At 34.6% G+C, this 14,979-nt stretch carries 16 protein-coding genes and 1 pseudogene; 5 read left to right on the forward strand and 12 right to left on the reverse strand.

All coding sequences use genetic code 11. The annotated features are described in order from the left end of the window. Positions 1–26 precede the first annotated feature (26 nt). Positions 27–160, reverse strand: a pseudogene (locus PSR14_RS18725) (N-acetyltransferase); the annotation flags it as partial. Positions 161–178: 18 nt separating this feature from the next. Continuing rightward, positions 179–382 (reverse strand): hypothetical protein, encoded by a 204-nt coding sequence (locus PSR14_RS18730; RefSeq protein WP_074570728.1) that lies wholly within the window; start codon positions 380–382, stop codon positions 179–181. Positions 383–534: 152 nt separating this feature from the next. Between PSR14_RS18730 and PSR14_RS18735 the strand changes: the two genes are divergently transcribed. Then, entirely contained in the window at positions 535–1,341 is an 807-nt protein-coding gene (locus tag PSR14_RS18735) for a GNAT family N-acetyltransferase (RefSeq protein ID WP_098487059.1), read from the forward strand. 171 nt (positions 1,342–1,512) lie between these two features. Beyond that, positions 1,513–1,725 carry a CsbD family protein gene (locus PSR14_RS18740; protein ID WP_000160413.1) on the forward strand — a complete coding sequence of 71 codons (213 nt, stop codon included), beginning with the start codon at positions 1,513–1,515 and terminating at the stop codon, positions 1,723–1,725. Positions 1,726–1,925: 200 nt separating this feature from the next. On the opposite strand, the gene PSR14_RS18745 is transcribed toward PSR14_RS18740, so the two are convergent. Further along, positions 1,926–3,404: a DUF4822 domain-containing protein gene (locus PSR14_RS18745; RefSeq protein ID WP_002170180.1), complete on the reverse strand. Its 1,479-nt coding sequence runs from the start codon at positions 3,402–3,404 to the stop codon at positions 1,926–1,928. 396 nt (positions 3,405–3,800) lie between these two features. On the opposite strand from PSR14_RS18745, the gene PSR14_RS18750 reads away from it, so the two are divergent. Continuing rightward, the gene (locus tag PSR14_RS18750) at positions 3,801–4,229 is read left to right on the forward strand and encodes a cytidine deaminase (protein ID WP_001019672.1); all 429 of its coding nucleotides are present in this window, start codon (positions 3,801–3,803) and stop codon (positions 4,227–4,229) included. A gap of 112 nt (positions 4,230–4,341) precedes the next feature. Here PSR14_RS18750 and PSR14_RS18755 read toward each other — a convergent pair whose 3' ends face one another. The 3 genes from PSR14_RS18755 to PSR14_RS18765 are packed head-to-tail and all read right to left on the reverse strand — an operon-like array spanning position 4,342 to position 5,898. After that, positions 4,342–4,590 (reverse strand): DUF2164 domain-containing protein, encoded by a 249-nt coding sequence (locus PSR14_RS18755; protein WP_000981073.1) that lies wholly within the window; start codon positions 4,588–4,590, stop codon positions 4,342–4,344. A 14-nt stretch (positions 4,591–4,604) separates the two neighbouring features. Further along, on the reverse strand, positions 4,605–5,063 hold the full coding sequence (locus tag PSR14_RS18760; protein WP_000402952.1) for a peptidoglycan recognition family protein: 459 nt from the start codon (positions 5,061–5,063) through the stop codon (positions 4,605–4,607). A gap of 13 nt (positions 5,064–5,076) precedes the next feature. After that, a complete protein-coding gene (locus PSR14_RS18765; protein WP_046198971.1) occupies positions 5,077–5,898 on the reverse strand; it encodes a protein phosphatase 2C domain-containing protein in 822 nt (273 codons plus the stop codon). A 126-nt stretch (positions 5,899–6,024) separates the two neighbouring features. On the opposite strand from PSR14_RS18765, the gene PSR14_RS18770 reads away from it, so the two are divergent. Continuing rightward, a complete protein-coding gene (locus PSR14_RS18770) occupies positions 6,025–6,834 on the forward strand; it encodes a YitT family protein (RefSeq protein WP_000251335.1) in 810 nt (269 codons plus the stop codon). 20 nt (positions 6,835–6,854) lie between these two features. Here PSR14_RS18770 and PSR14_RS18775 read toward each other — a convergent pair whose 3' ends face one another. Continuing rightward, positions 6,855–7,226, reverse strand: coding sequence for a VOC family protein (locus PSR14_RS18775; RefSeq protein ID WP_001261472.1), 372 nt, complete (start codon positions 7,224–7,226; stop codon positions 6,855–6,857). A gap of 235 nt (positions 7,227–7,461) precedes the next feature. Here PSR14_RS18775 and PSR14_RS18780 point away from each other — a divergent pair, with 235 nt between their 5' ends. After that, positions 7,462–8,994: a BA3702 family sensor histidine kinase gene (locus PSR14_RS18780; protein WP_000087671.1), complete on the forward strand. Its 1,533-nt coding sequence runs from the start codon at positions 7,462–7,464 to the stop codon at positions 8,992–8,994. Between the two features lie 55 nt (positions 8,995–9,049). On the opposite strand, the gene PSR14_RS18785 is transcribed toward PSR14_RS18780, so the two are convergent. The 5 genes from PSR14_RS18785 to PSR14_RS18805 form a co-directional block, all read right to left on the reverse strand. Continuing rightward, positions 9,050–9,661: an alpha/beta hydrolase gene (locus PSR14_RS18785; protein WP_000975470.1), complete on the reverse strand. Its 612-nt coding sequence runs from the start codon at positions 9,659–9,661 to the stop codon at positions 9,050–9,052. 24 nt (positions 9,662–9,685) lie between these two features. Beyond that, complete coding sequence (locus PSR14_RS18790; RefSeq protein WP_098487060.1) at positions 9,686–10,624, reverse strand: ring-cleaving dioxygenase; 939 nt, start codon at positions 10,622–10,624, stop codon at positions 9,686–9,688. A 341-nt stretch (positions 10,625–10,965) separates the two neighbouring features. Then, positions 10,966–12,444, reverse strand: coding sequence for a sodium/proline symporter PutP (gene putP, locus PSR14_RS18795; RefSeq protein ID WP_000687615.1), 1,479 nt, complete (start codon positions 12,442–12,444; stop codon positions 10,966–10,968). Positions 12,445–12,741: 297 nt separating this feature from the next. Further along, the gene (locus PSR14_RS18800) at positions 12,742–13,230 is read right to left on the reverse strand and encodes a cytochrome c biogenesis protein CcdC (RefSeq protein WP_001183914.1); all 489 of its coding nucleotides are present in this window, start codon (positions 13,228–13,230) and stop codon (positions 12,742–12,744) included. 112 nt (positions 13,231–13,342) lie between these two features. Next, positions 13,343–14,917, reverse strand: coding sequence for an FMN-binding glutamate synthase family protein (locus tag PSR14_RS18805; protein ID WP_098487061.1), 1,575 nt, complete (start codon positions 14,915–14,917; stop codon positions 13,343–13,345). Between the last annotated feature and the right edge of the window lie 62 nt (positions 14,918–14,979).

Here is a 14,979-nt window from a genome sequence, read left to right on the forward strand (position 1 = left end):
TGAGCTAATTTTTCTTTCTCATACTAATTCACAATTTCTTCTATACATTTTTGTACGTTGTGCAACGATTCATAAGCATCCCACACAGTATATGTTGTCATCTCTTTATATAAGGCATATTCATATATATGTAAATATTTCTCCTATTAACTTCCCTAATAAAAACACTTTTTAATAATCATAACGGCTTCTGCTTAAACTTTTCATAATGTCGTACTTTTAATAAAAGGACATTTCCGCAATCTGTACAAATATAAGCATCTACTGGTGAAGATGTGAACATCGTCTCCTTTTTCCGTATTTGTGCATAACCGACAAACTCACCTTCTCCTATGTTATGAGAACCACAATTAGAGCATGTCTGCACATTTTTCTGTTTCATGAGAGCACCACCTTTAATCTGTTTCCACTCCCTTCGACAGTCCACTTCCATTTCCCTTCCAAAAAACTTCATATTCTCTTACATTTCAACAGGAATATCAGAACAAACATCGTATATGTACTATGAAATATATTTACTGACGGAGGAATTATATGAGTACAATTATGACGCCCCATACAGCACAAGAAATAGAAAACGCAGAAATAAATATGCTTTCTTCTAGATTAGAGGCACTACAAGCGATAAAAGAAAATCCAATGCAAGTACAAATAGAACAATTCGGAAGTGCCACCGCCTTTTCATCAAAAGTAATTGCTGGTCCTGCTTTTAATACGATAAAAGGTATTACAAATACAACTCAGATAGATGAAATCATCTCTTATTATCAATCACTACAAATCCCTTGTCGTTTTGAAATTACGCCAGCGCAAGGTACAGCTGAACTATTTCAATACTTATCTGAAAAAGGTTTTTATCAATCTAGCTTCCATACCGCTTTATATAGTACACCACGAGAAGATCCGTCCCTTCTTCCTTCTAACATTTCAGTTCGCAAATTAAAAGAAAATGAGTTTGATGTTTTTGCAGACATATATGTACGTGGATTTAACATGCCATCCTTTACAAAAGATGGTGTGCGCCAAAATAACGAAATTCTCTACGATAAACCAGGATGGCATTTTTTCATAGCTGAAGTTCAAAACATTCCTGCTGGCATTGGTGTCCTGTATATAAATAAGGGTGTCGCATCATTAGCTGCTTCTGCTACTTTGCCAGAATTTCAGCGTAAAGGCTGTCATACTGCCTTAATTCAAAAACGAATTGAGACAGCTATTGAATCCAATTGTCATTTAATAGTCGGACAAGCAAGATTCGGTAGCAGCAGTCAAAATAATATGGAACGTGCCCATATGAAGATCGCTTATACAAAATCAATCTGGACCGCCAAAAACATATAATTAACATTCTTTCTCTTCTCATTACAACTTTATACACTTTATGACAATTCCTTTTCAACTCTATTAATCATTTGAATATTCAAACTAAATCTGTTACGCTATTGCTAGATACATCATTCAACTTGCAATATGAAAAGAGCATTCTAATCAAACTACAAGGAGGAGAAATGTATGACTAAACATGATCATGGTTTAAAAGAAAAAGTAGAAGGTGCTATTGATAAAGTAAAAGGTGAAGTAAAAGAAGTTGTCGGGAAAGTAACTGATAATAAGAAATTACAAGCTGAAGGAAAATGGGATAAGGTAAAAGGCACTGCTAAAGATACTGTCGGTAATGTAAAAAAGAAAGTTAATGAATATAAAGAGAATAAAGAAAATAAATAAAAAACGAAAATGTAGGGTTGTGCAAGTAGTAAGTTACTAGATTTGAGAAAAGAGAAATTGCACCCATAAAAAATCATTTTAAAACGACAAATAGATGCCTCAAGGCATCTATTTGTCTATAAATAACTATTTTAATTACCCAACCCTTAAGCTTTTCCTTACTAACATTTTCTAACATAATGCTTTGCTACAGTAAAGGCTTACTTTGTGAAATTTGGTTTTAGATCACCTGTATACGGTTCATGCTCAACAAAGATTTTTATATCTTTTCCATTCGCATCTTTCCCCATTCTTGTATACGTAAATTTTTCTTTATTTAATTCTGTAAGTTCAAGAACTGCACCGTATTTATTATTTCCTAACGAAACGTGAGCTCTTATTTTATTACCATGTACAACATCAAAGAAACCGTAGTCTCCACGACTTTCTCCAGTATTCACATTGAAAAATTCGTATTTATTTGTATTTTTATCGTATTTTGCTAGACTGATTAAGTTTGAGTTATATTTTGTTACATCATTACCTTGGTCGTCTAATACCACCGTTCCGTTCCATAGTGTACTAGATAAAATTTCATCTCCATCAACATCTTTAACTATTTTACCTGTCGAACTTTCTAAATTTTTATCAGGCCGCGTGAAAGAAAGTTCTTTTTCATGGTACGGAATATGTTCAACAAACACCTCTACATCGTTCCCTTTTGTATCTTTCCCCATTCTTTTATATGTAAATTTCTCCTTATCTAATTGCGTTAATTCAACAACTGCTTGATAATTTTGCGTCTCAGAAATTAGTACTCTTTTCTTTCCATCATTCGTTATAAAAAAGGTACCGCTATCATTACGACTCTCTCCTGTACTTGCATTAAAAAATTCATACCTTGCCGTTTTAGCATCATACTTTGCAAGCCCGATGAAATTTTGATTTTCTTTCGTTACATCATTATGATCTTTGTCATAGACTTTTGTCCCTTGCCAGTTTGTTTCACCAAGTATACTAGCTAGTTGTTGCCCCTTCGTCTTTTGAGTTTGCTTAGTTTCTTGTATTGCATTGTATAAAAATTGTGCATACTGTTCACGCGTCACATCCATATTTGGAGCAAAATTTCCTCCGCCTACTCCTTTTGCAATATTATTTGTTTGAACAGCACTAATTGCATTGCTTGCCCATGAGTTCGTTGAAACGTCATTAAAAGTGTGATCACTCTTTGCCTTTAAATGAAAAGCATTTGTAAGAACTTGTGCCATTTCTGCACGCGTTAAGGAAGCCTTCGGTCTAAAATTCCCATGCTCGTCACCCTTAAAAACGCCCATTTCTGTTAAAGACAAAATCTCCTTTATATAACTTGTCGAATCTTCACTTACGTCTCCATATGGGTTCTGATAATTTTTGTCTTCTGCCAAATTAAAATAACGATATAGTAAAGCTGCAACTTGTTCGCGTGTCACGTTATCTCCAAAACCAAATCTTCCATCATCATAGCCGAAAATGATTTTCTCGTCTGTTAATTGCTGAATCGCCTCATATGCCCAGTGCCCCTTTGGAACATCTTTGAATACCCCAGTATGATTCGTGTTTGGTGTAACTACTTCTGCTTTCACCTCTCCAGTCGTTTCACTTAATAGACTTCCACCTAAAACTGCTGATATGATACATGTTTTTAAAATTGTTTTATTCATAGCTTCCCAATCCCTTCCTTCATTTAACAAATAATTACACCACTTTTCTTTCAAAAGAAGATTCTATGTGCGCAATTTATGTTATAAATTTTGATTACAGCTAATGGAATACAAAGTGTTACACATCCAAATTTCTTATTTGTAGTATCAATAGCTGCTATATATAGGAATTATAAATAGGAACTATAAATTGCCCATAAACAAATTATTAAAAAAAGATAAAATTAAGATAATATATTTTTAATCTCAATTTTTTTATAAAAAACGTTCCTTTTGGCAAAAAAGATGGCTTGAAATTAAAAGTTCATTCTATTTTTTTGTTTATGTTATCATGATAAAAGAAAGAATATTCCGAAATAAAAAACCCTGAATTTGGGCAGAAATGAGGAAAAGAAATTGAATATTGAGCAACAATTATATGATGTGGTGAAACAGTTAATTGAACAAAGATATCCAAACGATTGGGGTGGAGCCGCAGCGATTCGTGTAGAAGATGGAACAATTTATACAAGCGTTGCTCCGGATGTAATAAATGCTTCAACTGAACTTTGTATGGAAACAGGTGCAATTTTAGAAGCTCATAAATTTCAAAAGAAAGTTACACATTCTATTTGTCTTGCGAGAGAAAATGAGCATTCTGAATTAAAGGTACTCTCGCCTTGTGGTGTATGCCAAGAACGTTTATTTTATTGGGGACCAAAAGTACAGTGTGCGATTACAAATGCTAAACAAGATATTATTTTTAAACCTTTAAAAGAGTTGCAACCATATCATTGGACAGAAGCATATCATGATGAAATGGCAAAAGAATGGAGTACGAGATAGAGGAATAAGTTTCATTATTTCCCTGATGACAATAAAAAAATGTCACGGCCTTTTCCAAATAAAACATCGAAAAAGGCCGTGACATAACACTTATTTTATAATTGACGAAAGCTTACTTCCCTTCATTTTTCTCTAACACATACAAATCTTCTTCAATATTAGATAGTTTCTCTGTTACAAGCTTTCTTGCCTCTCCAATTGCTTGATTGTATGCAAATGGTCCAACTAATTTAATCATTTCTTCTATTAAACGCTCTGCTTGGAAACGTCCAATTTCATCTAAATCTTCTTCAACGAAAAATTGCTGAATTTGTGCTACAAGCTCTTCTTTTTTATCATTTGGTATTTTTATATTCATCATCGTTTATTACTCCTCTATATGTAAGATAGTATGTTTCTTAACTCTACCATAGAAAAACGCTTTCCAGGACAACTTTTTGTAACGCCTTCTAGCTCCCTATGACCGAGTATATTTTCTTTCTTTATAGCAAACCGATTCATAAACATTTTACATAAAGAATATAATGCATTCATTTGTGCGGTAGTTGGATCATATTTATCAAAATTACCCGTCATACATATTCCAATTGTATCTCTATTATGATCTTTCGCATGTGCTCCAATATGTAAACCACGTCCTTCGACTACAGTTCCATCTTCTTCAATAAAATAATTGTAACCGATCCCGCTCCACCCTCTTACTTTTTGATGAAATTCATGTGTTTTATACACATCCCATCCATCTTCGGATGTATGGTGAATAATCAGTTTGTTTACTTTTTCTAAAGGAACTAATTCATCTTGAAATGCTAAATTTACACATTTAATTTCCATTTGAATATCCCCCTTAAAAATCAATCATCATAATTGTTTTATCATCTGGTCGTATTCTCTTTTCCCCTTCTAACTCTTCAATAATTGCTACATATTCATTTATACTATTCTTTCTTATATATGCAACAGTTTGTTCGAGTGGCCAATCTGGGTGGAATAATCCGTCTGAACAAATAAAAATCCCACTCACTTCATCTACATGTAATTCCCCATGCTGCAAATAATGAATTGCTTCTTTCATTCCATTCGCAACGGAATATCCCCCCTTCACATTTGCAAGATAACGATTGTATTTTAACTGTTCTCGCACATCTTGAAAAACATGTTCTTCTGGTACAGATAACCCTTTTTTACGATCTTCTTCTCTTTTCTTTTTTGCTCGTTTACTAATTCCTTCAACCGTATCTTTCGTTAATACTTGCATCGTTCCTTTTCGAAATATTGCGACAATCATACAGTCCCCTAACTGTGCGTATTCAATTTTCTCACCAACTATTTGGACTGCCGCGATACATGTGCACCACAAATGCTCTTTCTTTCTCGTATCTACTCCATATGCTAACATTTTTCTTTGCAATGCTTCATTTGCTTTTGCAACTGCAACTTGTAAACTATGATTTTCGCGGAATGAATTAAAATAACTTGCAAATAAATGTGAAGCGATGTATGCTCCATTATGTCCCTTTTCATCACGAAATGGGACAAGTGGTGTTGCACCGTCACATACACCATAAATCTTTTTTTCTTCATTACAAAAATAAGAATCCTCACATTCTTGCTTCAACGGGCTTTTCTGTTGATATGTTTTTATCTTCACAACTGTATCCCCTTTCAAATGGTAAAATACTCAAATTCTTTTGATTAATCTAATTTTCCGAAATAAACTGTTTTTACCCAAAACTTTCAATATCATATATAATCTTGAAATAATATGAATTTTTCAGTGAAGGACGGGAAAGAGATGGTCAGATTTCTTGGTGTTATTATTGGTTCTATTATTATTGCGATTGCCTTTAATCTTTTCCTTATCCCCCACAAAATTTTAAGTAGTGGAATTGGCGGAATTGCTATTATTTTAGGGATTGTAACTCCTGTAAACACAGGTATTATTAACTTTGTATTAAACTTACCTATCCTTATTTTAGGATACATAGGTCTTGGAAAAAAAGTCATTTTTAACACGATTGTCTCTGTTATTGTATTATCTGTTGCATTATACTATGTTCCAGTGAAAGTCGTAGCAACAGATCCACTTTTATCATCTATCTTTGGTGGTGTTATTGCCGGAGCTGGTATCGGTCTTGTTTTTAACTGTAATGGATCAACTGGTGGATTTGATATTATCGGTATGTTGTTATCTCGCAAAAGAGATATTAAACTTGGCGGATTCCTTATTATTTTAAATGCAGTCGTTGTAATCATTGCAGGATTCTTCTTCACTTGGGATGTTGCTCTTACAAGCTTACTTTCGATTTATGTAACTGGTAAAGTTATTGATGCTATTCATACGAAACATCGGAAGGTTACACTTATGATTGTAACAAATGAAGCAGAAAAAATGAAAAAACAACTTCTTTCAACTGTTGTACGTGGCATTACATTACTTGATGGCGAAGGTGCTTATTCTAGCGAAAAGAAACGTGTACTTATGACAGTCATTTCTCGTGAAGAATTAGCAAGTATGAAATTAACAATTTCTGAAATTGACCCTCATGCATTTGTTAACATTACAGAAACGGTTGAAGTATTAGGATTGTTTAGAAAAGGTTAAAAAACTAGGTGGATTTCCACCTAGTTTTTATTTTCCATAAATTCAATTCGATTTCCGAACGGATCTGACACATAAAATCGAATTACATCTGGTCGTGCATGATCATCTATTACTTCAATGCCTTGCTGTATTAACGCTTGTTTAAATTCATCTATGTTTAAAACATAAAAAGCCGGATGTGCCTTTTTAGCTGGGGTAAAGTTTTGCTCAACTCCGATATGAATCTCTTGATTTCCACACTTAAACCAGCACCCACCGCGCTTCTTTAATTCCTCTGGCTTTGGGATTTCCTCCATACCAATTTTATTACTATAAAACTCTCGCGCTTCTTCTTCACACCCTACAGGCGCAGCTACTTGTACATGATCGATCCCTTGAATATAAGTTCTCATTTTCTCTCCCCCTCTTCTACCCTAATGTTATAAGGAAAACCTACTCCTGTAACTTACAAATGATTTATAAAACAATATAAGCTCCCCTTATTACCACCCTATACGTACTTTTCCAAAATAAAGAAAACAAAATTTATTATATAACTTCCATTTTTTATAGAAATACACGTTACATCTATATTATAGTTATGAATAGACAAATCTTTTTAGATGCTATTTGTACGGAGGAACTATTATGAGTCGTAAAAAATATTCATCAACTCAAAAAAAACGTCATCCGAACATTTCTAGACGTTTGCGAAACCATATACAAGATCGTTCATTAGCAGAAATGTACGCATCTCTGTTCGAACACAACCCTGATGGTATTATTTCATTAAATTTAGAGGGAATTATTATACACACTAATCCTTCTGCTGAAAGAATACTAGGTTACACTTCTTCAGAATTAGAGCGAAAAAGCATTACCTCGATTTTAGAAGCTCATATTTCTGAGCAAGTATTACAAAATATAAAGAATACGGAAGCGGATAATCAACAAGAGTATATTTTATCTATTTATCATAAAGATGGATTCTTATTAGATGTCGTGACAAAACTAGTTCCTATTTTTGTCCAAAATCGTCTAACTGGCGTATATGCCATTATGAAGCCTCTTGAAAAATCAGAAAGAATTGAGAAAAAGCTGAAAGAAAGTGAGAAGAGATTACGCACATTAGTAAACTCCATGCCTGCGTTTGTTATATTTAAAGATCATGAAGGGCGCTGGCTTGAGGCAAATGACTACGCACTTTCTTGCTTCAATTTCCATCATGTACCTTACCACGGAAAAAAAGATAGTGAACTCATTCAATATAATGAAGCGTACCGAGAAGCTTTTTTACATTGTGAAGAAGTCGATGAATTAGCATGGCAACAAAGACAAATTCTTCATGGTGAAGAATTTATTATTCATAGAGATGATTTCGACCTAATCTTAAGTATATCGAAAGTTCCTCTCTATCACCCTGACGGCTCCCGTAAAGGTCTTATCGTAATGGGAAGAGATATTACTGAGCTAAAGGAAACGGAAAAGTTATTACGAAAATCTGAAAAGCTCGCAGTAGTCGGACAACTGACAGCTGGAATTGCTCATGAAATTCGAAATCCACTCACTTCTCTAAAAGGTTTTCTAACATTGCTACTCCCTGAAATAAATGAGGAGCAGAAGTGGTATATCGATGTTATGTTAAGTGAAATTTCACAGATGGAATCTATCACGAGTCAATTTATGGCGATGTCTAAACCACAAGTATTAGCAATCCAAACTTGTAACATACAAACTTTAATTGAAGAGGTAGTTACATTTATTTTACCAACCGCAATTATGCATAGCGTTCATATCATTATGGATCATTTTGATTACGTATATGACATTCAATGTGACGGTAACCAATTAAAACAAGTTTTTATAAATATATTAAAAAATGCGATTGAAGCAATGCCAAATGGCGGAAATATTTTCATCCAAACAAAACCATTAGAGGGTAATTTCATCTTAATACGGATCATCGATGAAGGTTGCGGTATCCCAGAAGATCGTATCTCCCGTTTAGGCGAACCTTTTTATAGTTTAAAAGAAAAAGGCACAGGGCTAGGATTAATGATGTGTTACAAAATAATTGAAGAACATCATGGTAAATTACACATTTCAAGTGAATTAAATAAAGGTACGGTCGTTGATATTCACCTACCACTTTCTTCACCTCACCTTGCAATCCAGTCTTAAATAATAAAAGAAGCATCTGCTAACGATTAGCAGATGCTTCTTTTATTATTTATACTTATAGAACTGTTTTTCCATACCATTCTTTTGCTTTTTCTACTTCACCCATCGTTAATTGATGTCCTCTATTTTCCCAATGCATTGTTACATTAGCGTTTGCATTTTCTAATAGTAGCTTCAATTCCTCTGACTCAGAAGATGAACAAATTGGATCATTTGTCCCAGCAGCAATAAACACGGATTTCCCAGCTAAATTAGGCAATTGTGTTCCTCTTCTAGGCACCATTGGGTGATGAAGCACAGCACCTTTTAACGCATTTTCGTAGTGGAATAATAAGCTTGCCGCAATGTTTGCTCCATTTGAATAACCGATAGCTACAATGTTATTTCTATCAAATTCATATGTTTTTGCAGCTTCGTCTAAAAACTCATTTAATTCCTTCGTACGGAAAATAAGATCCTCTTCATCAAAAATACCTTCTGCTAATCGACGGAAGAAACGTGGCATCCCATTCTCTAATACATTTCCACGGACACTTAATACTGAAGCTTCCGGATCCATTATTTCTGCAAGTGGTAATAAATCTAATTCATTACCTCCTGTACCATGAAGTAATAGCAATACTGGTTTTGACGTATCTTTTCCTTTTTGAAAAACATGTTTCATCATAATCCTTTTCCCCTTTCAATCACTTTAATCTAAATTTCTCACTTCAAATGGTAAAAGCGTTTGTTCAATCTGTTTTCTATGTTTTTCATATTGTTCCGGTAACTTTAATTCCTCACCCATCGTCTCTAACGATTCATCATGAGCGAAACCAGGGGGATCTGTTGCAATTTCAAATAAAATTTCACCGTGTTCTCTAAAATAAATTGCGTTAAAATAATTTCGATCTTGTACAGGAGTTACGTGGTATCCAAAACGGGACACATGCTCTTTCCAGTCTAGCTGATCAGCATCGTCACTCGCTCTCCAAGCAATATGATGAACTGTACCAACACCCATTTGACCGCGTCCGATTGTCGATAATTTCAAATCAATAATATTGCCAATATTAGCAGAAGAACGGAATCGAACAAATTCACCCTCTTCTCCAATTTTCTCAAGACCCATGATATGTTCTAACAGTTCAGCAGTTTTTTGAGGCTGCGCTGATAAAAGAACTGCACCGCCAAATCCTTTAATTGCTACTTCTGGCGTAACTTCCCCAAAAGTCCAATTATTTAATTCGCCTTCTTCTCTTTCTACTAATTCTATATGCAAACCATGTGGATCATCAAATTCTAAGTACTGTTCCCCAAATCGAGTCATTTTTGTATACGAAACATCGAATTTTTCTAATCTATTTTCCCAAAACTCCATTGCCCCTTTTGGTACAACATAAGAAGTGATTCCTACTTGACCGTCACCAATAACTCCTTGACGAGCACCTGCCCATGGGAAAAACGTAATAATTGTTCCCGGTTTTCCTCCTTCATTACCAAAATAAAGATGGTACGTACCTGGATCATCAAAATTCACTGTTTGTTTCACTAAACGTAAACCTAACACACCAGCGTAAAAATCTACATTTTCTTGTGGATGCCCTACAATCGCTGTAATATGGTGGATGCCCATTGTTTTCTTTTCCATTTCTTCCACTCCTTTTTTATTCCATTATAAAAATTGCTTTACATTAAGATTCATTATTCATTTTGTCCATACTGACTAGTAAAATCCGTCATGATAATTTTATCTCGAATTCGAGATATTGATTTTAAAATTACACATTAACTTCCAGTTCCTTAAATTATCTCAAATTCGAGATAATTATTAAAAAAATATTTAATCCATTTGAAATCTTTATTCAAAGTACAAATTAACTCGAACTCAAATTTATTATAAGTTACTTACTTTTAGTTGTCAACAAGTTCCTTATTTTCATTTTAAATAAAAAGAGAGTAAACGCCAGTTTCGTTTACTCTCTTCGCTGATCATTTCGTTTCTTCTTCCAGCACTGCTTCCATCTCATTAAATTCACGATGAATTGCTTTAACTGGTTCTTTCGTTAATAAACTTATAACAATCACAGCTAATAAGCTACAGAAGAATCCAGGTACCATTTCATACATAGTCGCTTTTAAACTTGGAATTTGTACCCAAGTAATTACAACTACTGCACCAACAATCATTCCAGCAAGAACGCCCCATTTGTTCGTTCTCTTCCAATATAAACTTAATAAAATGGCAGGTCCGAATGCTGAACCAAATCCTGCCCAAGCATAACCGACGAGTGTTAAAATTGTATCACTTGGATGATACGCTAAAACAACTGCGATCATAGCTACTACTAAAACTGACAGTCTACCGATAAATACAAGTTCTTTATCACTTGCGTTACGACGGAAAAATGTTTTATAGAAATCTTCCGTTACTGCACTTGAAATAACAAGTAATTGCGAGGAAATACTACTCATAATCGAAGCCAAAATAGCTGATAATAAAAATCCAGTAATGTACGGATGGAATAAAATATTTGAGAATGTTACAAAGACCATTTCCGGATCTTGTAATGTCGCATTATTTTTAGCGTAATAAGCAATACCAACTAGACCAGTAAGCATTGCACCTATAATTGAAATCGTCATCCAACCGATACCGATTCTACGAGAAGTTTTCAAATCTTTAATAGAGGTAATTGCCATAAAGCGGACAATAATATGTGGTTGACCAAAATACCCAAGACCCCATGCTAAAAAGGAAATAATACCAAGAATTGTGGTCCCTTTAAACATATCTAAATGCGATGCATCAACTTGCTTAATCGTATTGAATGTTTCTGTTACACCACCGACATCTGTAAAAGCAACAATTGGTACTAATACGAGAGCAATAAACATAATACACCCTTGCACAAAGTCGGTCCAACTTACTGCTAAAAAACCACCGAATAGTGTATAAGCAACTACGACACCAACAGTTACAAATAAACCAATTTTATAATCAAGGTTAAAAGAATTTTCAAACAAACGTCCACCTGATACTAAACCAGCCGACGCATAAAATGTGAAAAATACTAAAATAACGATAGCGGAGACAAAACGAAGTATTTTCGTACGATCTTTAAATCGATTCTCTAAAAAGTCTGGAATCGTAATTGAATCATTAGCCACTTCTGTATACGTTCGCAAACGCGGGGCAAGAATTAAATAGTTTACATAAGCACCTATTAATAAACCTATCGCAATCCACACACTTGATAACCCTGTCGCATACATCGCACCAGGTAATCCCATTAGCATCCAACCACTCATGTCAGAAGCACCAGCTGATAAAGCTGTAACTGCTGGACCGAGTCCCCTTCCGCCTAACATATAATCTGATAAATCGGATGTCTTCTTATAAGACCAATAACCGATATACAACATACCTGCCATATAAATAGCAAGCGAAACCATAATCTCAATCTTCACCAAATCTCTCCCTTAGTTACATAAGCCATTCAAAATTTCGAAAAATGACTTTTTCTATTTTCTTGTTTTCGCTTATGGTTCCCTACCTTAACAAACATTTTTTGTTCTTTCAAGTGAACAGGTGTTTTTTACTGCATGTGAAAACCTTCATAAACGCCTTTATCCCAGTGGATTACCCGGTTTTTAAAAGAAATTAAAGTAAAAATATTCAGAAAACAAAAACACTTTTCCACTTCTTATTTTCATTTATTTATCCGACAAATTTCCAAAAGAAAAAGCCATACAAATGCATGGCTTTTAGCTTATTGGCATCGTAATTTTCTCTTTCTCTACGTAAACTTTACGAAATTTTATATAGCAGCCAATACGCCAAGGTACTATATAACAAACCGCAAGAGTGTAGAAAAGAATGCCGATTGACTTTGGATCTAAACCTTGTAAATGTCTTCTAAAATAAGCACGTAAAAGAACGATAACTAAAAATGTAGCAATAAAAGCAATACTTTTTTTCGCATAAATTTGACCATCTTCTCTCACTTCATACCCACTTAAAATAATAAGTGGAATTGACAATAACAGTCCAATCCCAGCAGCTATCCCAATTTGCCAACCAGCAAGTTGTATCGGTGCAGCATATAAAGAAAAACCTGGTAATAAAAAGAATAATGGCAATAATAGTCGTCTTCCTTTATTTTTAATTGGCCGATTCATAGAACGCATACGTCTAAATATAACGAGCCCTATGACGAGTAAAAAAATTGTAATACTGTACGAACCTTGCTGCAAGTGAATCTCTCCCTAAAAATAGTCATTTTTAAAATCTTTTCCCATTATACTCCTAATATTTCCTAAATAATATGATTATCCCTTCGAAAAATCTTACATTTTCAATATACTTTTAGGTTTGATTTATTATAGGAAATAATTCCAAAAGAGGCACCACCCGCCCCACCTCATCTTTAAATACAATATGCTCCCTCGTTAAATGACGCGGACTCTTTACTCCCGCTGCTGCTGCTAACGAAAACAAACTATATCTCATACTAATAATATAATTCATAACTCGCCACTTCTTCTCATACGGATCTAACGCTTTTTGATAGTGCGGATTCGTCGTGGCCACACCAGATGGACATTGGCCAGAGTTACATTGAAGCGCCATAATACAACCGCTTGCCATCATAAAACCACGTGCCGAGTTTACAGCATCTGCACCAATCGCTAAAGCAATTGCCACTTTATCTGGTGTAATTAATTTCCCCGAGGCAAACACTTTGAATTTATCACGAACACCATACTGATTCGCTGTATCAATACATGTCAGTAACGCTGGAATAAGCGGCATCCCCATACTATCTGCCATCGATTTATATGTTGCTCCTGATCCACCTTCTGAACCGTCAATTGTAATAAAATCCGGATAGATATTTAACTCTTTCATCGTTTTAAATAAATCTTCCAACGGCTCCTGCTGTCCAATTACAATTTTCATACCGATTGGTTTCCCGCCAGTTTCTTGCAAACGCTGAATAAAATAAAGTGTATCTGCCGCATTGTTCAAAAATGAAAATCGATTCGGAGAATTAATCGTTTCTCCTACTCGTACATTCCGAACAGAAGCAATTTTCTCATTTACTTTTTGCCCCTCTAAATGACCACCACGTATTTTCGCACCTTGCCCAAATTTCAATTCAAATGCTTTAATATTACTTTCTTTCACTTTCTCCATAAATTTCTCCATTGAAAAATTCCCGTCCTCATCACGGTATCCAAATAGTCCTGGACCAATTTGCGCAACGATATTCGCCCCTGTATGTAAATGTTCTGGAATAACGCCACCTTCACCAGTATTAATCCACGATCCGCCTGCCATTTTCGCTCCAAAGCCGCTCGCTAAAATATAATTTTCGCCAATCGCACCGTAAGAAGTTGCTGATGCCCCAAACATGCCATACAGTTTCCACGGATATTTACGATTTTCGCCGACGATAATTGCATCGTCTTCTTCGTATAACCAAAGATTCGTTGTATCCGCTGTCAATTTTTCTCTCCTTGAAAATAATCCTTCTTTATGAATCACATACTTTTTCCCTTCACGTTCTTGCGTTACGTTCACACTTAATTCTTCTGTTAATACCGGAAACAACGTATTAGCAATATAATAACCAGATGCTTCAAAATCTCGTTTCGACCCAAAACCAAGTATTTCAGAGCGATACTTCGCTAAAAACATAACACTTTGAAAGTCGTAACGTGAAAAAGGTTTTCCATCTGTATCGTGATCAAACCAATATTGCCGGAATTCCGGCCCTATCTTTTCCAGTAAGTAACGCATTCTTCCTAAGTATGGATGTAGTTTTAAAATAGAATGATGCGTCCGTTTTTTTATAAAAAATGTGATAATAAAAAAGACGATTAAAAGCAACATTAATAATATTAATATACTAATAATAACGAGTAGCGTTTCACTCATCTCGCTTCCCCCTATGAAATTCCATAATAAAAGGAGAACACTCCATGTGTTCTCCTTTTATC

The organism is Bacillus sp. A01H (genome assembly GCF_045277205.1).
Taxonomy (GTDB): Bacteria; Bacillota; Bacilli; order Bacillales; family Bacillaceae_G; genus Bacillus_A; species Bacillus_A paranthracis.